Source organism: Streptomyces sp. NBC_00386, from assembly GCF_036063235.1.
Taxonomy (GTDB): domain Bacteria; phylum Actinomycetota; class Actinomycetes; order Streptomycetales; family Streptomycetaceae; genus Streptomyces.
Genome location: NZ_CP107950.1, coordinates 1894677 through 1920181, shown reverse-complemented (window position 1 = coordinate 1920181; position 25505 = coordinate 1894677). Strand labels below are relative to the sequence as shown.

General features: G+C 70.5%; 20 protein-coding genes. 5 read left to right on the top strand and 15 right to left on the bottom strand.

Annotated elements, in window-relative coordinates:
- Positions 1–65 precede the first annotated feature (65 nt).
- A complete protein-coding gene (locus OG780_RS08420) occupies positions 66–827 on the bottom strand; it encodes a creatininase family protein (RefSeq protein WP_328446221.1) in 762 nt (253 codons plus the stop codon).
- A 38-nt stretch (positions 828–865) separates the two neighbouring features.
- On the opposite strand from OG780_RS08420, the gene ribA reads away from it, so the two are divergent.
- Positions 866–1573, top strand: coding sequence for a GTP cyclohydrolase II (gene ribA, locus OG780_RS08415; protein ID WP_328446219.1), 708 nt, complete (start codon positions 866–868; stop codon positions 1571–1573).
- A 117-nt stretch (positions 1574–1690) separates the two neighbouring features.
- Here the strand turns inward: ribA and OG780_RS08410 are convergent, their stop codons facing one another.
- Genes OG780_RS08410 through OG780_RS08400 form a run of 3 tightly spaced genes read right to left on the bottom strand, consistent with a single transcriptional unit; the run spans position 1691 to position 4988 of the window.
- Positions 1691–2917, bottom strand: a complete 1227-nt coding sequence (locus OG780_RS08410; RefSeq protein WP_328446217.1) for a serine hydrolase domain-containing protein — start codon at positions 2915–2917, stop codon at positions 1691–1693.
- Between the two features lie 32 nt (positions 2918–2949).
- Positions 2950–4407, bottom strand: coding sequence for an MFS transporter (locus OG780_RS08405; RefSeq protein ID WP_443062131.1), 1458 nt, complete (start codon positions 4405–4407; stop codon positions 2950–2952).
- Positions 4404–4988 carry a TetR/AcrR family transcriptional regulator gene (locus OG780_RS08400; protein ID WP_328446213.1) on the bottom strand — a complete coding sequence of 195 codons (585 nt, stop codon included), beginning with the start codon at positions 4986–4988 and terminating at the stop codon, positions 4404–4406. Before OG780_RS08400 ends, OG780_RS08405 begins: the two co-directional genes overlap by 4 nt.
- A gap of 126 nt (positions 4989–5114) precedes the next feature.
- Here OG780_RS08400 and OG780_RS08395 point away from each other — a divergent pair, with 126 nt between their 5' ends.
- On the top strand, positions 5115–5576 hold the full coding sequence (locus OG780_RS08395; RefSeq protein ID WP_328446211.1) for a PPOX class F420-dependent oxidoreductase: 462 nt from the start codon (positions 5115–5117) through the stop codon (positions 5574–5576).
- Positions 5577–5825: 249 nt separating this feature from the next.
- Here OG780_RS08395 and OG780_RS08390 read toward each other — a convergent pair whose 3' ends face one another.
- Entirely contained in the window at positions 5826–8096 is a 2271-nt protein-coding gene (locus OG780_RS08390; RefSeq protein ID WP_328446209.1) for a Dyp-type peroxidase, read from the bottom strand.
- 340 nt (positions 8097–8436) lie between these two features.
- On the opposite strand from OG780_RS08390, the gene OG780_RS08385 reads away from it, so the two are divergent.
- Complete coding sequence (locus OG780_RS08385) at positions 8437–10338, top strand: galactose oxidase early set domain-containing protein (RefSeq protein ID WP_328446207.1); 1902 nt, start codon at positions 8437–8439, stop codon at positions 10336–10338.
- Positions 10339–10474: 136 nt separating this feature from the next.
- Here the strand turns inward: OG780_RS08385 and OG780_RS08380 are convergent, their stop codons facing one another.
- Both OG780_RS08380 and OG780_RS08375 read right to left on the bottom strand, forming a co-directional pair.
- Positions 10475–11827 carry an MFS transporter gene (locus OG780_RS08380; protein WP_443062130.1) on the bottom strand — a complete coding sequence of 451 codons (1353 nt, stop codon included), beginning with the start codon at positions 11825–11827 and terminating at the stop codon, positions 10475–10477.
- 245 nt (positions 11828–12072) lie between these two features.
- Entirely contained in the window at positions 12073–12738 is a 666-nt protein-coding gene (locus OG780_RS08375) for a TetR family transcriptional regulator (protein WP_328446205.1), read from the bottom strand.
- 210 nt (positions 12739–12948) lie between these two features.
- Between OG780_RS08375 and OG780_RS08370 the strand changes: the two genes are divergently transcribed.
- Together OG780_RS08370 and OG780_RS08365 are read left to right on the top strand one after the other, a co-directional pair.
- Positions 12949–13824 carry a shikimate dehydrogenase gene (locus OG780_RS08370; RefSeq protein ID WP_328446203.1) on the top strand — a complete coding sequence of 292 codons (876 nt, stop codon included), beginning with the start codon at positions 12949–12951 and terminating at the stop codon, positions 13822–13824.
- A gap of 76 nt (positions 13825–13900) precedes the next feature.
- On the top strand, positions 13901–15784 hold the full coding sequence (locus OG780_RS08365; RefSeq protein ID WP_328446201.1) for a bifunctional sugar phosphate isomerase/epimerase/4-hydroxyphenylpyruvate dioxygenase family protein: 1884 nt from the start codon (positions 13901–13903) through the stop codon (positions 15782–15784).
- 25 nt (positions 15785–15809) lie between these two features.
- Here the strand turns inward: OG780_RS08365 and OG780_RS08360 are convergent, their stop codons facing one another.
- The 8 genes from OG780_RS08360 to tkt form a co-directional block, all read right to left on the bottom strand.
- Positions 15810–16265, bottom strand: a complete 456-nt coding sequence (locus OG780_RS08360; RefSeq protein ID WP_326784529.1) for a tellurite resistance TerB family protein — start codon at positions 16263–16265, stop codon at positions 15810–15812.
- Positions 16266–16351: 86 nt separating this feature from the next.
- Positions 16352–16963 carry a histidine phosphatase family protein gene (locus tag OG780_RS08355; RefSeq protein ID WP_328446199.1) on the bottom strand — a complete coding sequence of 204 codons (612 nt, stop codon included), beginning with the start codon at positions 16961–16963 and terminating at the stop codon, positions 16352–16354.
- Between the two features lie 8 nt (positions 16964–16971).
- Positions 16972–17850, bottom strand: coding sequence for a phosphogluconate dehydrogenase (NAD(+)-dependent, decarboxylating) (gnd, locus tag OG780_RS08350; protein WP_326784527.1), 879 nt, complete (start codon positions 17848–17850; stop codon positions 16972–16974).
- 10 nt (positions 17851–17860) lie between these two features.
- Positions 17861–19507, bottom strand: coding sequence for a glucose-6-phosphate isomerase (gene pgi / locus OG780_RS08345; RefSeq protein ID WP_328446196.1), 1647 nt, complete (start codon positions 19505–19507; stop codon positions 17861–17863).
- Positions 19500–20432 (bottom strand): glucose-6-phosphate dehydrogenase assembly protein OpcA, encoded by a 933-nt coding sequence (gene opcA / locus OG780_RS08340; protein WP_328446194.1) that lies wholly within the window; start codon positions 20430–20432, stop codon positions 19500–19502. Before opcA ends, pgi begins: the two co-directional genes overlap by 8 nt.
- On the bottom strand, positions 20429–22123 hold the full coding sequence (gene zwf / locus OG780_RS08335; protein WP_328446192.1) for a glucose-6-phosphate dehydrogenase: 1695 nt from the start codon (positions 22121–22123) through the stop codon (positions 20429–20431). The genes opcA and zwf overlap by 4 nt, the downstream gene beginning before the upstream one ends.
- The gene (tal, locus tag OG780_RS08330) at positions 22120–23289 is read right to left on the bottom strand and encodes a transaldolase (protein WP_328446190.1); all 1170 of its coding nucleotides are present in this window, start codon (positions 23287–23289) and stop codon (positions 22120–22122) included. Before tal ends, zwf begins: the two co-directional genes overlap by 4 nt.
- Before the next feature lie 19 nt (positions 23290–23308).
- The gene (gene tkt, locus OG780_RS08325) at positions 23309–25402 is read right to left on the bottom strand and encodes a transketolase (protein WP_328446188.1); all 2094 of its coding nucleotides are present in this window, start codon (positions 25400–25402) and stop codon (positions 23309–23311) included.
- Positions 25403–25505 lie beyond the last annotated feature (103 nt).

Sequence of the window (25505 nt, the reverse complement as noted above, 5' to 3'; positions counted from 1 at the left end):
GTCCTGGTCGTCCGGTGGGGAGCCGCGCTCCGGCGCCCCCGGGAGGAGAGCGCGGGAGGGCCTGATCAGTGCAGCGTCTCGGACGTCACCAAGGAGAAGTACGCCCCGAAGGCTTCGGTCAGCCCGGCGAGGAGTTCCTTCCCCTTCTCGGCGCCGGCCATCGAGGGACGGCCGATGACCCCGGACTCGGTATAGCCCGACATGCCGAGAGTGAGCAGATGCCGACGGTCGTCGGCCACGAAATCGGAGGTCTCATAACCGTCTTTGACGCATTCCGGATGGGCGTGCAGGAGAATGGAGGTCTCGATTTCTCCCGCGTGCATATCCGTGAGCAACGACGTCTGCACACCGGCCCGTTCACACGTGCCTTCCCAGTCCTCCATGGCGGGGAAAAGCGCCATGCGCGTACCGGTGCCCGCGGATTCCTGGACCACATTGCCCAGAACGTAATTCCCCCCGTGCCCGTTGACCACGACCAGGGTGTCGACGCCCGATCGCCGCAACGAAGCGGCGATGTCCCGGACGACGGCGTACAGCGTGACGGCGGAAATGCTGACGGTACCCGGCCAGGCCGCGTGCTCGTGCGAGCACGAGATGGTCACCGGAGGAAGAAGATGCACCGGATAGGCGGCCGCGATCTCCCGCGCGATGGCGCACGCCACCAGTGTGTCGGTCGTCAGGGGCAGGTAGGCGCCGTGCTGTTCGAGACTCCCGACGGGAAGGACGGCGACCTGGCGGGCGACACCGGCCCCCCGCTCGCGGACATCCTCCGTGGTGTCCAGTGACAGCACACCGGACTCCATCACGCGCGTTCCCGAACTACTCATCTTTCACGGCCCTTTCGACTCTGCTTAGGAACCAGATCATGACAGATAACTTTGGCGTACTCGGCGGGAATGCCCACCTCACAGGTGTCGAACGAGTCGTGATTGCCCCGCTGCCCACCGTGTACGGCGATTTCCACGCCGTCGGCTACCTCGACCACGACCGCGGCGAGGAACAAGTCGTCCTCGTGTACGGCGACTTGGACACCCTTGGAAAGGGGGACGTACTGACCCGGCTGCATTCCGAATGCCTCACCGGCGACTCCTTCGGATCGCAGCACTGCGAGTGCGGCCCCCAGCTCACCGCCTCGCTGCAGGCCATCGCGGCCGAGGGCCGCGGCGTCCTCGTCTACCTGCGCGGCCACGAGGGCCGGGGCATCGGCCTGCTCGCCAAGCTCAAGGCGATGAAGCTCCAGTCGGAGGGGCTCGACACCGTCGAGGCGAACGTCGCCCTCGGCCTGCCGGTGGACGCCCGCGACTACCGGGTGGCGGCGGAGATGCTGCACGACCTCGGTGTACGGTCCGTGCGGCTCCTGTCGAACAACCCGCGCAAGCGTGAGTCGCTGCTGCGCCACGGCATCAAGGTCGCCGAGCAGGTGCCGCTCCTGATACCGCCGTGCGAGGACAACCTCACCTACCTGCTGACCAAGCGGGAACGCCTCGACCACTACCTGCCCCACCTGGACGGCGAGGAGTGGGCCAAGGCGATCTTCGCCGGGTCGGCGAAGACGGTCGTCACCGAGGAATGACCGAAGAGGCCGGCGGAAGCGGGACGACGGAAGAGGAATGACGGAAGACGGGCGTGCGGTCCCGGGGCGGTCCGGATCAGGGCCCCGGACCGCTCCCGCCGGACGACTCCGCGGTGATCAGGGCCGTACCGCCTCGTGCACCAGCCGCTTGAGGTCGGGGAAGACCGAGTGTGAACCCTTCGGGCGCAGTTGGCTCAGGAACTGCACGGTCAGGTCGCGCCGCGGGTCGACCCAGAAGGTCGTGGTGGCCACCCCGCTCCAGCCGAACGCGCCCTCGGCGGCAGGCGCCCGGGTGACGGCCGGGTCCACCACGACCGAGAGGCCCAGGCCGAAACCGAGGCCGGCGTTGCCGGGTTCCTGGTGGACCGGGCTGCCGAAGGAGCACCGGTCGGCGTTGCCGGGCAGCTGGTTGGCCGCCATCAGGTCCACGGTCCCGGGGCGCAGCAGACGGGTTCCGTCGAGTTCGCCGCGGCGCCGGAGCATCTCCATGAAGCGGTGGTAGTCGTGGGCCGTGGCGACCATCCCCCCGCTGCCGGACAGGAAGCGGGGCCGGCCGCGCAGCGGGAGACCGGCGATCGGGGTGAGTTCCCCGTCGTCGTCCTCGCCGTACAACTCGGCCAGTCTGCCCGCCTGTTCGTCCGTGACCTGGAAGCCGGCGTCGGTCATCCCGAGCGGCCCGAGGACGCGCCGGTGGAGGAAGACGTCGAGGTCCTGGCCGGACACCACCTCGATGACACGGCCGAGGACATTGGTGGCCACCGAGTAGTTCCACTGTGTGCCCGGCTCGAACTGGAGCGGCAGCCCGGCGTACACCTCACAGGTCTCGGCCAGGTCGGCGTCCGGAGCCACCGAGGACTCCACACCCGCGTCCCGGTAGAGCCCGTCGACGGGGTGCGCGTGGTAGAAGCCGAAGGTCAGGCCCGCGGTGTGGGTGAGCAGGTGGCGGATCAGGATCGGCTGTCGGGCAGGCCGGGTCGTCGTGTCCGGTCCGGACCCGCCGACGTACACCCGTGGTTCGGCGAAGGCGGGAAGGAAGCCGGCCACCGGGTCGTCGAGTCCGAGGCGGCCCTCTTCGAGCAGCATGAGCGCGGCGACCGAGGTGACCGGCTTGGTCATGGAGTAGATCCGCCACAAGGTGTCGCTCTCCACCGGGAGTTCCGCCGCACGGTCGCGCCGGCCGTACGTGGTGAGGTGGGCGACCTGCCCGTGCCGGGAGACGGCGACCAGGAAGCCGGGGAGCCTGCCGTCGTCGACCAGAGCGGCGAAGTGCCGGTCGAGCCGGTCCAGAGCCTCGGGATCGAGGCCGACGGATCCCGGCTCGACTTCCTGTCGCAGATGTCCCATGGCTCTCCTTCGCGGACCGCGGCTCGTGTCCCTCATCGTCCCAAACGGGCTGGTGGCGCGCCGCGCGGGCTTGCCCGGACGGCCCCCACGGTGTCCTTGTGCCCCGGAAGCCTCAGGGCGAGCAGGGTTCCCGCCGAGGAGAAGAGCGCGAGCGCGGTCAGCGGGGCGCCGACGGCGGCGCCGGGCGTCAGAGACATCAGCGTGGCCGCCACCGCGATCCCCAGCGTGGGTCCGATGTTCATCGCCGTCTGCTGCAGTCCGCCCGCCACGCCGGCCGACGCCGCGGGGGCGTGCCGCACGGCGACCGCCGTCGTCGTCACCATCACCGTCACGAAACCGGCACCCAGCAGCAGGAAGCCGCAGGCGACGGGCAGGGCGGTGGACGCCGGTCCGAGCCGGCCCAGGAGCAGGACGCCGAGCGTGAGGACGAGCGCTCCGGCCACGGCGGTCCGCCGCGGGCCGATCCTGCGCATGAGGACGGCGGCGAGGGGAGCCCCGAGCACCATCATCACTCCGGCGGGCAGCGCCCGCAGGCCGGTCTCCTGCGGGTCGAGACCCAGGGTGCGCTGGAGGAAGTAGCTGGCGACGAACAGGGTGCCGAGCAGCGAGGCGGACACGGTCACCAGGATGCCGAGCGCCGCGCCGATGGTCGCCGAGCCGAGGATCTCCGGCGGCACCAAGGGGTTCGCGGCCCGGCGCTGCCGGCGTACGAACGCGGTGCCGGCGGCGGCCACCAGGGCAGCTCCGGCCACCCTCGCCGCAGTCCAGCCGGTTTCGGGTACGGCGACCAGGGTGTGCACCAGGGCGACCAGTGCGACGGTGAGCAGGCAGGCTCCCGGCGCGTCGAGGCCGTCGGCCGCCGGCGGGCGGACCGCTCTCCTCTCCGGATCGGCGGGCGCCCGGACACCGAGCGCGGCCGCGCCCATCGCCAGCGCGGGCGGCACGTTGAGGAAGAAGACGGACCGCCATCCGAAGTGGCCGACCAGCGCGCCGCCGAGCAGCGGACCCGCGGCCGCGGCGATCCCGATGGCGCTCGCCCGCAGCGCGATGGGCGTCCCGAGCCGGTCGGGCGGGTACGCGGCGCGCAGCATGCCGAGCGTGGCCGGTTGCAGCAGCGCGCCGAAGACACCCTGGGCGACCCGCAGCGCGATCACCCAGCCGATCCCGGGCGCGAGACCGATTCCGGCGGACGCCGCCCCGAAGCCCAGGATGCCGAGGGCGAAGATCCGTTGGTGCCCGTAACGGTCGCCGAGGCGTCCCGCGAACACCAGCAGGCCCGCCACCGCGATGAGATACCCGGTGCTGGTCCACTGGACCTGCGCGAACGAGGCGTGCAGGTCGTCCTGGAGCGCGGGCTGCGCGACGGTGAGGACCGTGCCGTCGAGGGCGACGATCACGGCGCCGACGACGCTGCTCGCGAGGGTGATCCGGCGGTGCGCGTTCGCCGGGGTGGTGCGGCGGGCGGCGGACTGCGAACCGGGCACGTTCACCGCTCCTCCGGTCCGAGGTGCGCGTCGAGTGCCGCGTGCAGGAGGGGTACGAAGTCGTGGGCGCCCGTGGTGAGTTTCAGGCTTCCCCAGCCCCACAACTGGGCGATGCCGTGCAGGTTCGCCCACAGGGCACCCGCGAGGATGCGGGCGTCGGCCTCCGGACGCACCCGGCCGACAAGGTCGACCAGCGTCCCGAACAGCGGCAGGCTCGTCTCGCGGAGCCCCAACTCGTTGCTTTCCAGGAGATCGTGACGGAACATCAATTCGTACATGCCACGCTGGGACAGCGCGAAGTCCAGGTAGGTCTTCGCCAGGGTCGTGAGCCGGGCACGGGGGTCGCCCCCGCCGTCACCATCAGCCTCCGTCGTCCGGGCCTGGAGGTCGGTGAAGCCGCGGCGCGCGATGGCGGACAGCAGCTCCAGGTGGGTCGGGAAGTAGCGGCGCGGGGCGCCGTGCGAGACCCCCGCCCGGCGGGCGATCTCCCGCAGCGTCAGCGCCTGCGCGCCCTCCGCGGTCACGAGATCGACTCCGACGTCGATCAGGCGCGTCCGCAGTCCGGTGGTGGTTTCCAGCTCGCTCATAGACACTGTCTACCAGGTGGAAGTAGACACTGTCTACGAGACTGGCCGCACGGTGGGATGACGAGGGGGGCGGGGGAAGACCGCCGGCCCGGAATGACGTACCGGATCCGGAGCGTTGACCCTGATATGACTGAGGAAGCGACCAAGAGCGCGACGCCGGACACGGCGCAGGACGCATTGCTGAAGCTGCTCTCCGAGTACAAGGGCGGGGTGCTCGTCACCCTCAAGAAGGACGGCCGGCCCCAGTTGTCGAACGTCAGCCACTTCTATTACCCCGACGAGGGGGTCATCCGCGTCTCGCTCACCGACGACCGCGCCAAGACCCGCAATCTGCGCCGGGACCCGCGGGCCTCGTACCACGTGACCAGCGCGGACCGGTGGGCGTACACGGTCGTCGAGGGCACGGCCGAGCTGACGCCCGTCGCCGGGGATCCCCACGACGAGACGGTCGAGGAGCTCATCCGGGTCTACCGGGACGTCCTCGGCGAACACCCCGACTGGGACGAATACCGTGCCGCCATGGTCCGCGACGGCCGGCTCGTCCTGCGGCTGCGCGTGGAGCGGGCCTACGGGATTCCCGGGCGCTGAGACGTTCCCCGGCGCCCAGGCCGTGACGCACTGAGTCGGCCCGCCGGACGGCATGCCCGGTGCTCCGGCGGCCGCGGTCGACGAGGGTTCCGCGCACCCCGGCCGTCCCTGAATCCGGCCGGGGTGCGCGGAACCACGACCCAAGGGTGCCGCAGACGCACGGTCTTCGGGCTGGACAGGCCCCGTCCCGGGAGTGGCCCGCTGTCCGGACGGCCCGGTCATCCGGGACGCCCGCACCACCGGCGGGCCTCAGCCGGTCAGGGACTTCCACAGCGTGATCGAGCGGTCCTCGACCGCAACCTGGTCGTTGTGCCCGTGGCCGTCGGCGATGCAGATGATCCGGTATTTCTGCTGGTGGAACACCCAGAACAGGCTCAGCCCGTTGATGCGCTGCATGTCCGGCACGGCGAGGAACTCGTCCACGCGGGAGACGCCGGCCAGCGACTGCCACAGACCGAGCGAACGGTCGCCGCGCTCGATGACGTCGGTGTGCGCGGAGCCGTCGGCGATCGAGATCAGCCGGTAGACCTGCTGCCCCAGGGAGGAGTGGAAGAGCCAGTAGTGGCTCTTCCCGTTCTGGCGCTGCATGTCGGGCACCGGCAGGAAAGCGTCCACCTGCTCGATTCCGTTGAACGAGGCCCAGGCCGAGATCGGCCGGTCGGGCCGGTCGACGGAGCCTGCCGCCTCGGGGTCGAGTCCGGACTCCGCTCCGTCCGCGATCGAGATCAGCCGGTAGACCTGGCGGCCTTCAACGGTGTGGAACAGCCAGTACCGGCTCCGGCCGTTGACGCGCTGCTCGTCCGGCACCGGCAGGATCGCGTCCACCTTCGACACGCCGATGTAGCACGGCCAGGTGGCCAGGGGCCGGTCGGAGCGCTCGACGACGTCCTTGTGCTCGTCGCCGTCGGCGATGGAGATGGTGCGGCAGACCGGTCCGTCGCCACCGGTCCCGTAGGCCCAGTACCAGCTCTTGCCGTTGTCCCGCTGGCGGTCGGGAATCGGGAGGAAGGCGTCGGTCGGCCGGACGGTCTCCGGGAGCTTGTCGGTGAGGCGGCCGTCGCCCAGCAGTCGCAGTGTGGTGAGCGAGGGGACGAAGGCGTAGACCGAGCCCTCGGTGGTGACGAACTGATGGAAGCTCAGCTCGGTCGTCGCGTCGGGGCTCTCGAAGTTGACCTTGCCGGTGAGGCCGACCATCGGGTCGGGGCCGGGCTTCGCGGGGCGGTTCGGCGGGAAGTCGACGTTGTCGATCCACATCTTCTGGATGAACTCGAACTGCTCGACGAGGTCGGACTGGTAGCAGACGAAGACCAGCCCGCGCGGGTGGTCGGGGCCGCCAGGGCCGTCCGAGGCAGGGTCGAAGGGCGCACCGTAGGGGGTGCCGCGGCGGATGATCCGGCGTCGGTCCATGACCGGCTTCTCGGGGAGCGGGCCCGCGCCGGGCTTCTCCTGCAGGCCGTCCCGGGGATTGGTCTTGCGCAGGTGCGAGAAGAGCGGGGTGGTGAACCCCTCCGGGTCGTTGCGGTAGCCGAAGTCGTTGTCCTGGCTCGCGAGGGCGTTGTCGGGCGTGTCGGCGTGCGGACACTTGGCGACGGGAGTGCCCGAGCGCCAACGGCCCACCAGCCGGGCGGCCAGCCATTCGGCGGTCGCCTCGTCCGGCACCACTTTGGCCTTCCTCAGAACCTTCAGCTGCGCGGCGACCTGCGCCCACCAGCCCGGGACGTCCTGAGCGAGCCGGCGCACCACCTGGAAGCTGCCGTTGTCGGCCCACTCCGGCATCTCGTCGTACGGAATCCCGCCGACCCGGTCGTGCCCGACGACGAACTCACCGGGCGGGATCAGCCGGGTGCCCGGGTGGTCCTTGACGTACTCCGGCCGCTCCGGGTCGGGCTCGTCGAAACCGATCACTCCCGGCTCGCTGACCCCGTCCTTGAAACCGAAGTGTTCCTTTCCGCGGCGGGTGCCCGGCAGCGTGGCGCCGTTCTGCTGGAAGACGATCACGATCTTGGCCTGCGCGGCTGCCTCGCGCTGGGCGGTCAACGCGTCCTGGAGCCCGTCGGCGGTGTCGGAGGCGACGGTGATCACGGCGTGCACGGTCTGGCCCTTGCCGTCCCCGAACAGCCAGTTCTCGGGTGAGCTGTCGCCGGTGTCGCCCAGCGAGCGCTTGTGGGACCCCTCCTTGAACGCCTCCAGAGTGCCGCCCTTCCGTACCGAGGGCAGGGGGTCCTTGCCGCCGATGAGGACCTTGAGGCCCTCGTAGGTGAAGCTGACGTTCGTCCAGGTGGCCTTCAGCGCCTTCGGGTCGTCGCCGCCGGTGGCCTGCCTGGCCATGCGGAACGCCGCGTTGAAGGTGGCCACCTGCCTGGTGGTGGAGATCTGGGATGCGAGCCGCTTCACCCAGGTACGAGCCCGCGCGGGGTCCTCGAACTTGAGGAAGAGCAGTGTCATACGGTCCTTCTTGAAGCCCGCGATCACATCGCCCTGGATGTCGTCACTCTCGCGAAGTTTGGGCTCTTCTCTCACGTTTTCTCCTTGACAGACGCATATGCCATGAAATGATCACAGTAATCGAGACGCTACGTCATGTGATCGACGAAGGCGTGGGGGTGTCGCCGGACGGGCCCGTCGGCAGGCATGCGCCGTGACGCAAAATCCCAGTCCTGCACGGGTTCTGACTCGTTCGGCCGCCGGAAGATCACCCGCCCGCCCGGCATCGCGCGACAGCGGACGATCAGGGCATGAACACTGTGAGTAGTCATGTGCTCGCGTCATGTGCTCACGTCATGTGCTCGTCATCGGGTCGGTGACACGGCGCGGCCGCGACGCCACCGCTGCGCGCCCTGCCTCTCTCGCAAGGAGTCCCATGTCCCGTAGGAACCTGCCCGGGCCGTCGTCCAGAAGGATGCGGTCCGCGGCGATCTCCGCGTGTGCCGTCTCCGCGCTGACACTCGCCGTGCTGTCCTCCGGCCCGGCCGTCGCCCACGAGTCCGGCGGTGACGGCCACCCGGCCGGCCGGGCGCAGGCCGACCCGGACGAGGCGAAAGTCATCGGCAAGGAACACGCCGAGGAACACGCCATGACCAGGAAGGCCATCAAGGCCGTCGGCGAGTACCCGCAGTCCACCCGCACCGAGCGACTCAAGGCGCTCGGGGCTTCCCAGGCCAAGGTCAACGCGGACTTCGACGCGATGGATTCCGGCCGGTTCCGGGAGTACTTCCAGTCGCCGGACTTCGCCGCGCACATCGCCATGCTGCCCACCGGCAAGGTGCTGCTGTTCTCCTTCGAGCGCATCGAGAGCAACCCTCAGAAGGAACCCGCCCCGACCGACACCATCGGCAAGGAGAACGCGGGCCGCGCGTACCTGTGGGATCCGGCCAAGGGCACCGGCCCGGGCTCGTTCACCAAAGTCACGCCGCCCGTGATCAACATGCCGGACGGGCTCAACCAGCCCCGGCCCGCGCCGTTCTTCTGTGCCGGTCATTCCTTCCTGCCCAACGGAATGCTCGGCGTCTTCGGCGGCAACCTCGGCGGCAACGGCGGTTCCGGCGCCAAGCTCTCCCTCGTCTTCGACCCGTGGGAGGAGAAGTGGTACCAGAACCAGGACATGGTGGTCGGCCGGTGGTACCCGTCGGTGGTGACCGGCGCGGACGGGCGGCAGCTGATCATGTCCGGCCAGTCGGAGCTCGGCTGGGGCACCCCCACCTCGATCGTCGAGCGCTTCCCCGCCCTGAACAAGCCCGTGCCCACGGCCAAGACGGACAAGCCGGAGGGCTGGGCGCCGGAACTGTTCAAGGCCGACGCCCCGTTCAAGCGTGACTACCCGCACCTCTTCTCGCTGCGTGACGGCAAGATCTACGGCCTGGGCCGGAACCCCGACCAGCAGTGGAAGTTCGACCCCGCCGCCGAGACCCGGACGGACCTGGCACCCCGCCCGGACAACATGCCGCGCAACTACGGGTCCGCCGTGCCGCTACCCGCCGGCTTCAAGGGCCCGGACTCGGTGCTGGTGCTCGGCGGGGACCGGGACGACCCGAACACCTATCAGCTGGTCGGCGGCCAGTGGAGCAAGGAGAAGGCGAGAGCCTTCGGCCGTACCCAGGACGACACCCTGCTCATGCCGGACGCGACCCTGATGACCGTCAACGGCGCCTTCGACATCCGCGACTACGGCAACGGCCCGTACAACCCCAACGCGGATCTGAAGTACCGCCAGATCGAACTGCGCGACGAGAACGGCAACTGGAAGCTCGGCCCGGCCCAGCGGCTGCCGCGCGGCTACCACTCCAACGCCGTGGTGCTTCCGGACGGCCGGGTGATGGTCACCGGTGACGAGCTCCAGCAGCTCGCCAACGACCCCGACGTCAGCGACGACATGAACGGCAGTATCGAGATCTACGAGCCGGCCTACCTCCAGCAGGGCAGCCGCCCCCACCTCGGCACCGTGTTCAACCCGTCCGTCGGATACAACGAGAAGATCACGGTGAGCAGCAACACCGCCGCCGACGTCACCCGCGCAGTCCTGCTGGCACCGACCACCGCGACCCACTCGGTCAACACCAGCCAGCGCCACCTCGACCTGCGGATCAAGAGCCGCAGCGGCAGCTTCCTCGAACTGCAGGCACCCCCGTCCGCCAATGCCGCCCCGCCCGGCTACTACATGCTCTTCCTCCTCAATGAGGAGGGCGTACCCAGCACCGCCGGCTGGGTCCAGCTCAAGCCGGCCTCCGGCGGCCAGACCCGGGGGTCGAGCCTCCGTCCGCAGTAACCGCCCGGCTTTGAGGACCTCCGCTCTTCGGAGGTCCTCAAAGGGCTTCGGCTCCGTCACCGCTCAGAACCCCGGCGAGGCGTGGAAGGGGATCCGATCAGCGATGGGTGCGGCTCGTTTCGAGTGAGGCCGCTGGTCAGGCGGTCACGGCCTCACGCCGAACCGCGTCGCCCGCCGCGTCCCCGCCGAGCCGCTCGGTCGGCACCTTGTGGGTCTCGCGGGCGGTGAGCACGGCGAGCACCGGCGGCACGCACAGCGCCGCGGTGAACAGCGCGACCGAGGACCAGTCGTCGCCGTCGGGACCGGCGATCTGCGCGGCGAAGGTGACGGCGAACCCGGCCACGGCGAAGCCGATCTGGGTGCCTATCGCCGTGCCGGAGAGCCGGACGCGCGTGGAGAACATCTCTCCGTAGAAGGAGGGCCAGACACCGTTCGCGGCGCTGTAGACGACGCCGAAGGCGAGGATGCCGAAGAGCAGGACCAGGGGGTAGGAGCCGGTGGAGATGGCCCACAGGTAGGCGAACATCAGGCCCGCGCTGCCCGCTGCGCCGATCAGGTACACCGGGCGGCGGCCGATGCGGTCGGAGAGCGTGGCCCAGGCGGGAATCGCGCCGAGGGCCACCAGGTTGGCCAGCGCGCCGACCCACAACATCTGTGTCCGGGAGAGGCCGACCGCGTCACTGGTGCCGTAGGCCAGCGCCCACACCGTGAAGATCGTGCTGACCGAGGCGATGAGCGCACCCGCGACCACGCGCAGCACGTCCGCCCAGTGCTCGCGGAACAGCACGGCGAGGGGCAGTCCGACGACTCCTTCGGTCTCCGCCTGCCGGGTGAAGGCCGGAGTCTCCTGGAGCGTGCGGCGGATGACATAGCCGACCCCGGCGACGGCGACGCTCGCCCAGAAGGGCACGCGCCAGCCCCAGGAGAGCAGTTGGTCCTCGGGCATCGTGGCGACCGCCAGGAAGACCAGGGTCGCGATGAGCTGGCCGCCCTGGGTGCCGCTGAGGGTGAAACTGGTGAAGAAGCCGCGCCGTTCCGGCGGTGCGTGCTCCAGCGTCATCGAGTTGGCTCCGGCCTGTTCGCCGGCCGCGGAGATGCCCTGAAGGACGCGGCACAGGACGAGCAGGACCGGGGCGATGCCGCCGACCTGGGCGCGGGTCGGCAGACAGCCGATGAGGAACGTCGACAGCCCCATGAGGATCAGCGTGAAGACCATGATCTTCTTGCGGCCGAGCCGGTCGCCGAAGTGGCCGAGGAAGAGTGCACCGACCGGGCGGGCCGCGTAGGCGACGCCGAAGGTGGCGAGCGACTGGAGGGTCGCGGTGGCCGGGTCGGACTCGTCGAAGAAGACCTTCGGGAAGATGAGGGCCGCGGCGCTGCCGTAGATGAAGAAGTCGTAGTACTCCAGGGCGCTGCCGATCCAGGCGGCCATGGCGGCCTTCCTGGGCTGGCCGGCTGGCGCGTCGAGGGGGGCTGCGGGTTCGGACACGGCTTGCTCCTTCGGGTGACTCCGGGGACGGGAGTGCGGCGGGGCGCGGGGCCGGTGCCGTGACCCCGAGGGGCGGACCGCGGCACCACCGCCGTGCCGGAGAGAGCCCGGACGGCGGTGTGACGGTGGCCGGTCCCCGGCCCCGTGGTTAATTAACCCACTGGATAGTTAGTAGTGGATGGCTACGGATGCTGCGCCCAGGTCACCCGGGTGTCAAGGGGTCGCGCCGAAGGATGTTCCCGTGCTCAGTCCGCCGCGCGGTCCGCGGTCAGATAGGCGATGACCATGTCGCCGAGCATCGAGCGGTAGTGCTCCCGCTGGTCGGGGGCGGTCAGGTCGCGGCCGAACAGGGCGCCGAACGTATGCCGGTTGGAGACGCGGAAGAAGCAGAAGGCGCTGATCATCGCGTGCAGGTCCACGGCGTCGACGTCGGCGGTGAACAGGCCCGACTTCCTCCCGGTCGCCAGGATCCGGCGGATCACGTCGAGCGCGGGCGAGCCGATCCTGCCCAGCGCCTCGGAGTCCGCGATGTGTTCGGCCTCGTGGATGTTCTCGATGCTCACCAGGCGGATGAAGTCGGGGTGCGCCTCATGGTGGTCGAAGGTCAGCTCGGCGAGCCGGCGGATGGCCGCGACCGGGTCCAGGTGCTCGACGTCCAGCTCCTGTTCGGCCTGCCGGATCACCGAGTAGGCGCGCTCCAGGACCGCCGTGAAGAGCTGCTCCTTGCCGCCGAAGTAGTAGTAGATCATCCGCTTCGTGGTGCTGGTGCGGGCGGCGATCTCGTCGACCCGGGCACCCGCGAAACCGGCGCGGGAGAACTCCTGGGTCGCCACGTCGAGAATCTCGGCCTTGGTGCGGGCGGCGTCGCGGATGCGCCCGCCAGGTCGTGCCGGTTCTTCGACGCTGGTCATCGGGTTCCTTCGGGCGAGACGGTCGGTGTCCGCGATTCTAGAAGCAGGGCGGGCCCGGGGGAGATCGCGAGGGCGTCCCCGCGTGCCTTCGCCGGGGCGGCTCTTCCCTTCGGGGAGGCGGCTTGATATGACTAACGAACCAGTTCGTACATTAGTGTCGGCCGGTCGGTCACCGCTTACCCGCCGACCCCACGCCTCCGGAGGCCCGCCGTGTCCCAGACCTCGTACCTCATCGGCCTCATCGGCTCCGGAATCGGCCCCTCCCTCAGCCCCGCCCTGCACCAGCGGGAGGCCGACCGGCAGGGGCTGCGCTGTCTGTACCGGCTGATCGACATCGACACCCTCGGCGTTCCGCCGGAGGCCGTCGGCGATCTCGTACGGGCCGCACGCGACGTCGGCTTCGACGGGCTGAACATCACGCACCCCTGCAAACAGCTCGTCATCCCGCATCTCGACGATCTCGCTCCGCAGGCCGCCGCACTCGGCGCGGTCAACACCGTCGTCTTCGAGGACGGCCGCGCGACGGGACACAACACGGACGTCACCGGTTTCGCGGCCTCCTTCGCGCGCGGACTGCCCGACGTCCCTCTGGAACGGGTCGTCCAGCTCGGCGCGGGCGGCGCGGGGGCGGCCGTCGCCCACGCCGTGCTCACCCTGGGCGCGGGACACGTCACCGTCGTCGACGCCGTGCCCGACCGCGCCGGCTCCCTCGCCACCGCGCTGAACGGCCACTTCGGCGAGGGCCGGGCCGCCGCGGCGGCACCGGACACACTCGCGCCCCTGCTCGCCGGCGCCGACGGCGTCGTGCACGCCACCCCCACCGGCATGGCCGCGCACCCGGGCCTCCCCTTCCCCGCCGCGCTGCTGCGCCCTGGACTGTGGGTGGCCGAAGTGGTCTACCGGCCGCTGGAGACCGAACTGCTGCGCACCGCCCGCGCGGCGGCCTGCGCCACGCTCGACGGCGCCGGAATGGCCGCCTTCCAGGCCGCGGACGCCTTCCGGCTGTTCACGGGGCGCGAGCCCGACACGGCACGGATGCTCGCGGACATCGCCGAGCTGGCCGGCGCCGCGGGTGCCCGGAACTGAGGGCGTCGCGCGGGGGAGGCACTGGGACCTGTCCGACCGGACACGTCCTGGACGAACAGACCGAAGGAGCACCGCCATGCGTACGTCCATCGCCACCGTGTCCCTCAGCGGCTCCCTGACCGAGAAGCTCACCGCCGCCGCCCGGGCGGGCTTCGACGGAGTGGAGATCTTCGAGAACGACCTGCTCGCCAGCCCCCTCACCCCCGAGGAGATCCGGGCCCGCACCGCCGACCTCGGCCTGCGCATCGACCTCTACCAGCCGATGCGCGACATCGAGGCCGTCGCGGAGGAGGAGTTCACCCGCTCTCTGCGCCGGGCACGCCACAAGTTCGAGCTCATGCGCCGCCTCGGTGCCGACACCGTGCTGGTGTGCTCCAGCGTCTCGCCGCACGCCGTGGACGACGACGCGCTCGCGGCGGAGCAACTGCGCCGGCTGGCCGTCCTCGCCGAGGACTTCGGCGTCAAGGTCGCGTACGAGGCGCTCGCCTGGGGCCGGCACGTGAGCACGTACGACCACGCCTGGAGCATCGTCGAGGCGGCCGGACACCCCGCTCTCGGCACCTGCCTGGACAGCTTCCACATCCTCGCCCGCGGATCGGACCCCAAGGGGATCGAGGACATCCCCGGGGACAAGATCTTCTTCCTGCAGCTGGCCGACGCCCCGCTGATGGCGATGGACGTGCTCCAGTGGAGCCGTCACTACCGCTGCTTTCCCGGCCAGGGCGGCTTCGACCTCGCGGGACTGCTCGCCCACGTCCTGCGCGCCGGTTACGACGGGCCCCTGTCCCTAGAGGTCTTCAACGACGTCTTCCGGCAGGCCGAGGCCGGTCCGACCGCCGTCGACGCCCGCCGTTCCCTGCTCGTCCTCCAGGAGACGGTCCGGCCCCTGCTGCGCGAGGCGGCCGGGCTCGCGGCACCGCCCGCTCCCGTCGTGCCGACCGGCGTCGCCTTCGCCGAACTCGTCACACCCGATGTCGTCCCCGTCGCCACGCTCCTCGGCGCCCTCGGTTTCGCCCGTACGTCCCGGCACCGCAGCAAGCCCGTCGACCTCTGGGAACAGGGCGAGGCCCGCGTCCTCGTCAACACCGGACCGGCCGCCCGGCACGGCGGCACCGCTCTCGCCGCGATCGGCCTGGAGTCGCCCGACCCCGCTGCCGCGGCCCGGCGCGCCGAATCCCTCCTCGCTCCCGTCCTGCCGCGCCGCCGCGCCCTGGAGGACGCGCCCCTCGACGCGGTCGCCGCGCCCGACGGCACCGAACTCTTCTTCTGCGCCTCTCCCCGGCCCTCGGCGCCGGCGGAGGGCGGAACTTCCCCCGCCCGCGGCGAACTCCCGATCTGGACGGACGACTTCGAGCCTGTGGAACGGGTGCCCCACGACGAACCCGCCGAGGGGGAGCCGGGCGCCTCCTGCGTGACCCGGATCGACCATCTGGCGCTCACCCAGCCCTGGCACCAGTTCGACGAGGCCGCCCTGTTCCACCGCGCCGTCCTCGGACTGGGCGCCCAGGAGAGCGTCGACGTCGCCGACCCCTACGGCCTGCACCGCAGCCGCGCGGTCACCAACGACGACGGAAGCGTCCGGATCGCCCTCGGCGTCGGCCCCGCGCCCACGGACGACGGCGCCCGTCCCCAGCACATCGCCCTCGCCACCCATGACGTGATCCAGGCCGCCCGGCGCTTTCGCGCGGCCGGCGGCCTGCTGCTGGCGGTACCCGCCAACTACTACGACGACCTGGCCGCCCGGTACGGGCTCGGCGACGAGGAGCTGGCGGTGTACCGCGAGTTCGGCATTCTCTACGACCGCGACGGGGAAGGGGAGTTCCGGCACTGCTACACGCGGACCGTCGGCCGTGTCTTCTTCGAACTCGTCCAGCGGGACGGCGGATACCGGGGGTACGGAGCGCAGAACGCCCCGGTGCGCCTCGCCGCGCAGCGCGCGGAGGGGCGGCCGGGGCGCTGAGCCGACCGGGCCCGGAGGACAAGCCCTAGAGGTCGAACTCGTGCGGCGGCAGGTCCAGCGTGAAGCACGCCTCACGCACGACGGCCTGCTCGGTCTTGTCGAAGTCGCCGTCGGCGCCGCCGATGACGATGCCGATCTGGATGACCGCGCGCGCCTCGGCGGGCTTCTTCTTCGCCTTGGCGATCTCCTGCAGAACGCTGACCTTGCCGAAGGCGAAGTCGGCCGTCAGCTTGTTCAGGTTGTCGTCGAAACGGCGCTGCAGGTCCGTGGCGTCGAAGTTCTGGAGGACCTCGTTCGTGGCGATGAGCTGGGCCACGCGCTGCCGCTCGGACGGGTCGATCGTGCCGTCCGCCGCCGCGACCAGGGCGCACATCGCCATGCTCGCGTCGCGGAAGGCGCCGCTCTTGAGATCGTTCTTCTTCGCCACGAGCTGGGTCTGCATCGTCGACGCGGACTCCTTGATGCGGTCCCACAGGGCCATGAGAACTCCATAGGTGGTCAAGAGCCCGGTCCGCCCGAGCGGGCGGACCGGAGGACTCTTCGGTTTCTACAGCGGCACCGTGGAAACTAGTGGACCGTGACGGAAGTTCCCGGTTGATTCCAGGCGGCGATCACGGGATCGCCGTGCTCGGTGGAGAGCCTGCTGACGGTCCCGGTCGAGAGCTGGAACAGCCGCCCCGACTCGGGCGGCAGCCCCAGCCGCCGGGCCGTGAGCACCCGCAGGAAGTGCGCGTGCGCCACCAGCACCACGTCACCGGGGTGGTTGCAGAGCGCGGCGTCCACCCGGGAGAGCACCCGGTCGGCTCGCACGCCCACCTCGCGAGGCGATTCGCCGGGGTGGCCGTCCGGGCCGGGCGGCACCCCGTCGTCCCACAGCACCCAGCCGGGCCGGGCCCGGTGGATGGCGATGGTGGTGATTCCCTCGTAGCCGCCGTAGTCCCACTCGTGCAGATCGGGGTCGGTCCGCGCGCCGGACAGACCCGCGAGCTCGGCTGTCCGGACCGCGCGGCCGAGGGGACTGGTGAGGACCTGGGCGAAGGACCGCCCGGCGAAGAACGGCGCGAGGGACTCGGCCTGCTCCTCGCCGTGCCGGGTGAGCGGAAGGTCGGTCCAGCTGGTGTGCTGTCCCGTCAGCGTCCACTCGGTCTCCCCGTGGCGGACCAGGATGAGATCGCCCATGGTCCCTCCTACTTCGCCGACTCGACGGCGTGGCCGCCGAACTGGTTGCGCAGCGCCGCGATCATCTTCATCTGCGGCGAGTCGTCCTGGCGGGACGCGAAGCGGGCGAAGAGGGACGCCGTGATGGCGGGCAGCGGAACGGCGTTGTCGATGGCCGCCTCGACGGTCCAGCGGCCCTCGCCCGAGTCCTCCGCGTGGCCGCGCAGCTTGTCCAGGTGCTCGTCGCCGTCCAGGGCGTTGACCGCGAGGTCGAGCAGCCAGGAACGGATGACCGTGCCCTCCTGCCAAGAGCGGAACACCTCTCGTACGTCGGTGACCGAGTCGACCTTCTCCAGGAGCTCCCAGCCCTCGGCGTACGCCTGCATCATGGCGTACTCGATGCCGTTGTGGACCATCTTGGAGAAGTGGCCCGCGCCCACCTTGCCGGCGTGAACGAAGCCGAAGTCGCCCTCCGGCTTGAGCGCGTCGAAGACCGGCCGCACCTTCTCGATGTTCTCGGCGTCGCCGCCGACCATCAGCGCGTAGCCGTTCTCCAGGCCCCACACACCGCCCGAGACACCGGCGTCGACGAAGCCGATGCCCTTGGCCGCCAGCTCCTCGGCGTGCTTCTCGTCGTCCGTCCAGCGGGAGTTGCCGCCGTCCACGACGGTGTCGCCGGCCTCCAGCAGGCCGCCGAGTTCATCGATGACGGACTGGGTGGGAGCGCCCGCCGGCACCATCACCCAGACCACGCGGGGCCCTTCGAGCTTGCCGACGAGTTCGGCGAGGCTGTGCACGTCGGCGAGGTCCGGATTGCGGTCGTAGCCGATGACGGTGTGTCCCGCGCGGCGTATCCGCTCGCGCATGTTGCCGCCCATCTTGCCGAGACCGATGAGTCCGAGCTGCATTGTCAGTTCTCTACTTTCGGAGGTTGCGGTAAGCGGCCACGAGAGCGGCCGTGGAGGGGTCGAGACCGGGCACGTCGGCGCCTTCGGTGAGGGCGGGCTCGACGCGCTTGGCGAGCACCTTGCCGAGTTCGACGCCCCACTGGTCGAAGGAGTCGATGTTCCAGATCGCGCCCTGGACGAACACCTTGTGCTCGTAGAGGGCGATGAGCTGGCCCAGGACCGAGGGGGTCAGTTCGGCGGCGAGGATCGTGGTGGTGGGGTGGTTGCCCTCGAACGTCTTGTGCGGCACCAGTTCCTCGGGCACGCCCTCGGCGCGGACCTCGTCCGGGGTCTTGCCGAAGGCCAGCGCCTGCGTCTGCGCGAAGAAGTTCGCCATCAGCAGGTCGTGCTGGGCCGCGAGTTCGTCGCTCAGTTCACCGACCGGGTTGGCGAAGCCGATGAAGTCGGCGGGGATCAGCTTCGTGCCCTGGTGGATCAACTGGTAGTAGGCGTGCTGGCCGTTGGTGCCGGGCGTGCCCCACACCACCGGTCCCGTCTGCCACTCCACCGGATTGCCGTCACGGTCCACCGACTTGCCGTTGGACTCCATGTCGAGCTGCTGGAGATAGGCCGTGAACTTCGACAGGTAGTGCGAGTACGGCAGCACGGCGTGCGACTGCGCGTCGTGGAAGTTGCCGTACCAGACCCCCAACAGACCCAGCAGCAACGGCACGTTGGCCTCCGCCGGGGCCGTGCGGAAGTGCTCGTCGACCAGGTGGAACCCGTCGAGCATCTCGCGGAACCGCTCCGGACCGATCGCGATCATCAGCGACAGACCGATCGCCGAGTCGTACGAGTACCGCCCGCCGACCCAGTCCCAGAACTCGAACATGTTCGCCGTGTCGATGCCGAAGTCCGACACCTTCTCCGCGTTCGTCGACAGCGCCACGAAGTGCTTCGCCACCGCCTCCTGACCGGCCTTCAGACCGGTCAGGAGCCAGTCACGCGCCGAGGTGGCGTTGGTGATCGTCTCGATCGTGGTGAACGTCTTCGAGGCGATGACGAACAGCGTCTCGGCCGGGTCCAGGTCCCGCACGGCCTCGTGCAGGTCCGCGCCGTCCACGTTGGACACGAACCGCACGCTCAGCGAGCGGTCGGTGAACGAGCGCAGCACCTCGTAGGCCATCGCCGGACCCAGGTCGGAGCCGCCGATGCCGATGTTGACGACGTTCTTGATGCGCCTGCCGGTGTGCCCGGTCCACTCACCGGAGCGGACCCGCCCGGCGAAGTCCGCCATCTTGTCCAGGACCGCGTGCACGGCCGGCACGACGTTCTCCCCGTCGACCTCGACCACCGCGTCCCGCGGCGCCCGCAGCGCCGTGTGCAGCACCGCCCGGTCCTCGGTCACGTTGATCTTCTCGCCCCGGAACATCGCGTCCCGCAGCCCGAACACGTCCGTGGCCACGGCGAGTTCCTGGAGCAGGGCCAGGGTCTCGTCGGTGATCAGGTGCTTGGAGTAGTCGATGCGCAGGTCGCCGACCTGGACGACATAGCGCTCGGCGCGCGCGGGGTCGGCGGCGAACAGGGCACGCAGCCGCGGGTGGAGCAGCGCGGTCGCGCGGTGGTCCTCCAGGGCCACCCACTCAGGACGCCGGGTGGGCTTGGGGTAGTCAGACACGAGGGCTCTCCTTGGGGGCCTCGCCGCGCAGGGCGATGGCGTACATCTCGTCCGCGTCGAGGCGGCGCAGTTCCTCGGCGATCAACTGGGAGGTGGTGCGCACCTTGAGCGCCAGGGTGCGGGAAGGCTGACCGGGCAGGGACAGGGTCGCGAGCGGGCCCTCGGGGCGGTCGATGACGATCTCGCCGTTCTCCGTGCCCAGCCGGACGGCGGTCACCACGGGGCCCGCGGTCTCGACACGCTCGGTCCTGACCTGGAGGCGGGCCTCCAGCCAGCGGGCCAGCAGTTCGGCGCTCGGGTTCTGCGCCTCGCTCTCGACGGTCGCCGAGATCACCTTCGTACGGGCCTGGTCGAGGGCCGCCGCCAGCATGGAGCGCCAGGGGGTGAGCCGGGTCCACGCCAGGTCGGTGTCGCCCGGCGCGTACGAGGCGGCGCGGGCGTCCAGCGCCTGGAGCGGTGTCTCGACGGCGTACATGTCGGTGATCCTGCGCTGGGCGAGGGCGCCCAGCGGGTCCTTGACCGGGATCTCGGGCGCGTCCACCGGCCACCAGACGACGACGGGGGCGTCCGGCAGCAGCAGCGGCAGGACCACCGAGTCGGCGTGGTCCGAGACCTCGCCGTACGTCCGCAGGACGACCGTCTCGCCGGTGCCCGCGTCGGAGCCGACGCGCACCTCGGCGTCCAGACGGGAGTTGGTGCGGTCGCGCGGGGTGCGGGCGACGCGCTTGATGACGACCAGGGTGCGCGAGGGGTGCTCGCGGGAGGCCTCCTCGGCCGCCTTGATGGAGTCGTACGCGTTCTCCTCGTCGGTGACGATGACCATCGTCAGGACCATGCCCACGGCGGGGGTGCCGATGGCCCGGCGCCCCCGTACGAGTGCCTTGTTGATCTTGCTTGCCGTGGTGTCGGTCAGGTCGATCTTCATGGCCTGCGCCAGCTCCGTCCGTCTCGTGCGAGCATCTCGTCGGCTTCCTCCGGACCCCAGCTGCCCGAGGGGTACTGCGCGGGCGTGCCGTGGCTCTCCCAGTACCCCTCGATCGGGTCGAGGATCTTCCAGGACTCTTCCACCTCCTGGTGACGGGGGAAGAGATTGGCGTCGCCGAGCAGGACATCCAGGATCAGCCGTTCGTACGCCTCCGGGCTGGACTCGGTGAACGACTCGCCGTACGCGAAGTCCATGGTGACGTCCCGGATCTCCATGGACGTACCCGGCACCTTCGATCCGAAGCGCACGGTCATGCCCTCGTCGGGCTGGACGCGGATGACGATCGCGTTGGCGCCGAGTTCCTCGGTGGCCGTGGAGTCGAACGGGGAGTGCGGGGCGCGCTGGAAGACCACCGCGATCTCCGTGACGCGCCGGCCGAGACGCTTGCCGGTCCTGAGGTAGAACGGGACGCCCGCCCAACGGCGGTTGTCCACCTGGAGCTTGACGGCCGCGTAGGTGTCGGTCGTCGACCGGGGGTCGATGCCGTCCTCCTGGAGGTAGCCGCGCACCCTCTCGCCGCCCTGCCAGCTCGCCGCGTACTGGCCGCGCACGGTGTGCTCGCCCAGGTTCTGGGGCAGCTTCACGGCCCTGAGGACCTTGAGCTTCTCGGCGAGCAGCGACTCGGCGTCGAAGGCGGCGGGTTCCTCCATGGCGGTCAGCGCCATGAGCTGGAGCAGGTGATTCTGGATCACGTCCCGGGCGGAGCCGATGCCGTCGTAGTAGCCGGCCCGGCCGCCGATACCGATGTCCTCGGCCATCGTGATCTGGACGTGGTCGACGTACGACCGGTTCCAGACGGGCTCGTACATCTGGTTGGCGAAGCGGAGCGCCAGGATGTTCTGGACGGTCTCCTTGCCGAGGTAGTGGTCGATCCGGAACACCTGGTCCGGGTCGAACACCTCGTGCACGATCCGGTTCAGCTCGCGGGCGCTCACCAGGTCGTGGCCGAACGGCTTCTCGATGACCGCGCGCCGCCAGGACCCCTCGGGAGCGCTCGCCAGCCCGTGCTTCTTGAGCTGCTGGACCACCTTCGGGAAGAACTTCGGCGGTACGGAGAGGTAGAACGCGTAGTTGCCGCTGGTGCCCCGGGAGGCGTCCAGCTCGTCGACGGCCGCGCGCAGCTGCTTGAACGCCGTGTCGTCGTCGAAGTCGCCGGGGACGAACCGCATGCCCTCGGCGAGCTGCTGCCAGACCTCCTCGCGGAACTCGGTCCGCGCGTGCTCGCGCACCGAGTCGTGCACCACCTGGGCGAAGTCCTGGTCCGCCCACTCACGGCGGGCGAACCCGAGGAGCGAGAAGCCCGGCGGCAGCAGACCCCGGTTGGCGAGGTCGTACACGGCCGGCATCAGCTTCTTGCGGGACAGGTCGCCGGTGACGCCGAAGATGACCAGACCGGAGGGGCCCGCGATCCGGGGGAGCCGGCGGTCGCGCGGGTCGCGCAGCGGGTTGTCCCAGTCGGCCGCCGGGACGCCGAGCGCCTCGGCGAGAGCCTCGGCCGCCGGGACGCCCAGCGCGTCCGCGAGGGCCTCGGGCGTCAGGCCGCCCTGTTCCACGGCCGCGTCACCGGATCCCTGCGACGCGGTGGCCGCATCCTGCGGCTCGCTGCCGGAAAGCGCCTCACCCTTGGTCATTCCCCTTCAACTCCCTTACCCCGCAGGGAGGCCGCCACGGCGTCGAGAAGGTCCTCCCAGGCCGCCTCGAACTTCGCGACGCCCTCGTCCTCCAGCTGTCCGACGACCTCGTCGTAGGAGATGCCGAGCGCCTCGACCGCGGCCAGGTCGGCGCGGGCCCGGTCGTAGTCGCCGGTCACCGTGTCGCCGTGGATGTCGCCGTGGTCGGCGGTGGCGTTCAGCGTGCCCTCCGGCATGGTGTTGACCGTGCCGGGCGCCACCAGTTCGTCGACGTACAGGGTGTCCTTGTACGCGGGGTCCTTGACGCCGGTGGAGGCCCACAGCGGACGCTGCTTCTGCGCGCCGGAGGCGGCGAGCGCCGTCCAGCGGGCGTCGCCCTCCGCCGTGCCGTCGGCGGTGCCGAACACCGTCTCGTACGCCTCGTAGGCCAGACGGGCGTTGGCGAGCGCCGCCCTGCCCTTGAGCGCGAGGGCGTCGTCCGTGCCGTTCTTCGCGAGCCGCTTGTCGATCTCGCTGTCGACGCGGGAGACGAAGAAGGAGGCGACGGAGTGGATGCCGGCGAGGTCGATGCCCGCGGCCTTCGCCCGCTCCAGGCCGGCGAGGTAGGCGTCCATGACCTCGCGGTAGCGCTCCAGCGAGAAGATCAGCGTGACGTTGACGCTGATGCCGAGGCCGATGACCTCGGTGATCGCCGGGAGCCCGGCCTTCGTCGCCGGGATCTTGATCATCACGTTCGGGCGGTCGACCAGCCAGGAGAGCTGGCGGGCCTCGGCGACGGTCGCGGCGGTGTTGTGCGCCAGCCGGGGGTCGACCTCGATGGAGACCCGGCCGTCACGGCCCTCGGTCGCCTCGGACACCGGGCGCAGGATGTCCGCGGCGGCGCGCACGTCCGCGGTCGTCATCATGCGGACGGCCTCGTCGACCGTCACCCCGCGTACGGCGAGGTCGGCGAGCTGCTGCTCGTACCCCTCGCCGGAGCCGATGGCGGCCTGGAAGATGGACGGGTTGGTGGTCACGCCCACCACGTGCCGCGTGGCGACGAGTTCGGCCAGGTTGCCGGACTCGATGCGCTTGCGGGAGAGGTCGTCGAGCCAGATGGAGACGCCTTCGCCGGAGAGGAGCTCAAGAGGTGCCGCGGTCGCGGTCGTTTCGGTCACAGTGATCATCTTCCTTCGTGTGAACGGATCAACCGCGCAGGGCGGCAGGGCCAGTCGTCGAATCGAGCACGGCCCGCGCGGTGGCGGCGACGTTCTCGGGGGTGAAGCCGAACTCGGCGAACAGCGTCCCGGCGTCGGCCGAGGCGCCGAAGTGCTCCAGCGAGACAATGCGTCCGGCGTCACCGACGTACCGGTACCAGGTCAGGCCGATTCCGGCCTCGACCGCAACGCGGGCCTTCACGGACGGCGGAAGGACACGGGCCCGGTACTCGGGGGACTGCTCCTCGAACCACTCGACGGACGGCATCGACACCACGCGGGTGCCGACCCCCTCGGCCTCCAGGAGCTCGCGCGCCGCGACGGCGAGCCGCACCTCGGAGCCGGTCGCTATGAGGATGAGGTCCGGGGTCCCGGTGGAGGAGTCCTGCAGGACGTAACCGCCGCGCGCCGCGTCGGCGTCGGCCGGGTAGGTCGGCACGCCCTGACGGGTGAGGGCCAGACCGTGCGGGGCCGGGTTCGTGGCGTGCCGTTTGAGGATCTCGGCCCAGACGATCGCGGTCTCGTTGGCGTCGGCCGGGCGGACGATGTTCAGGCCGGGGATGGCGCGCAGCGAGGCGAGGTGCTCGACCGGCTGGTGGGTGGGACCGTCCTCGCCGAGGCCGATCGAGTCGTGCGTCCACACGTACGTCACCGGGAGCTGCATCAGCGCGGACAGCCGGACGGCGTTGCGCATGTAGTCGGAGAACACCAGGAAGGTGCCGCCGTAGATACGGGTGTTGCCGTGCAGCGCGATGCCGTTCATCTCGGCGGCCATGGAGTGCTCGCGGATGCCGAAGTGGATCGTGCGGCCGTACGGGTCGGCCTCCGGCAGCGGGTTGCCCTTCGGCAGGAACGAGGACGCCTTGTCGATGGTGGTGTTGTTCGAGCCGGCCAGGTCGGCGGAGCCGCCCCACAGTTCGGGGAGCACCGCGCCGAGCGCCTGGAGGACCGTGCCGGAGGCGGCGCGGGTGGCGACACTCTTGCCCTCCTCGAACACCGGCAGCGCGCTCTCCCAGCCCTCGGGAAGCTGTCCGGCGACGATCCGGTCGAAGAGCTTCGCGTTCTCGGGCCGCTCGGTGCGCCACGCGCCGATCCGCTTGTCCCAGTCGGCGTGCGCCTCGGCGCCCCGGTCCAGGGCCTGGCGGGCGTGGGCCAGCACGTCGGCGTCGACCTGGAAGGCCTGTTCCGGGTCGAAGCCCAGGATCCGCTTGGTGGCGGCGATCTCCTCGGCGCCCAGCGCCGAGCCGTGCGAGGCCTCGGTGTTCCGCGCGTTCGGGGCGGGCCAGGCGATGACCGTGCGCATCGCGATGATGGACGGGCGTCCTGTCTCGGCCTGCGCGTCCTTGAGCGCCGTGTACAGGGCGCGCACGTCGATGTCGCCGTCGGGGGCGGGCTCGATGCGCTGCACGTGCCAGCCGTACGACTCGTAGCGCTTCAGCACGTCCTCGGAGAAGGCCGTCGCCGTGTCGCCCTCGATGGAGATGTGGTTGTCGTCGTAGAGGAAGACGAGGTTGCCGAGCTTCTGGTGGCCGGCGAGCGAGGAGGCCTCCGCCGAGATGCCCTCCTCCAGGTCGCCGTCGGAGACGATCGCCCAGATGGTGTGGTCGAACGGGGACTCGCCCTCGGGGGCCTCCGGGTCGAACAGACCGCGCTCGTAGCGGGCGGCCATCGCCATGCCCACCGCGTTGGCGGCACCCTGGCCGAGCGGACCGGTCGTGGTCTCCACGCCCGCGGTGTGTCCGTACTCGGGGTGGCCGGGCGTCTTGGACCCGTGGGTGCGGAACGCCTTCAGATCGTCGAGGCCGAGTTCATAACCTGACAGGAAGAGCTGGGTGTAGAGGGTCAGCGAGGTGTGGCCGGGGGACAGGACGAAGCGGTCGCGGCCGGTCCACTCCGGGTCGGCCGGGTCGTGACGCATCACCTTCTGAAAGAGCGTGTACGCCGCCGGGGCCAGGCTCATCGCGGTTCCGGGGTGACCGTTGCCGACCTTCTGCACGGCGTCGGCGGCCAGAAGGCGGGCGGTGTCGACGGCTCGGCGGTCGAGCCCGGTCCAGGTGAAGCCGTCGGAGCTCTGCGTACTCATCTTCAAGAAGTCCTTACGACATGGGCTGCAACGCGGTCTGTGCGTTCAAACCTAAAAGTCAGACTTTTGCTGGGGAAGGTGCCCGCGTGTCAGCCTTCGGTGA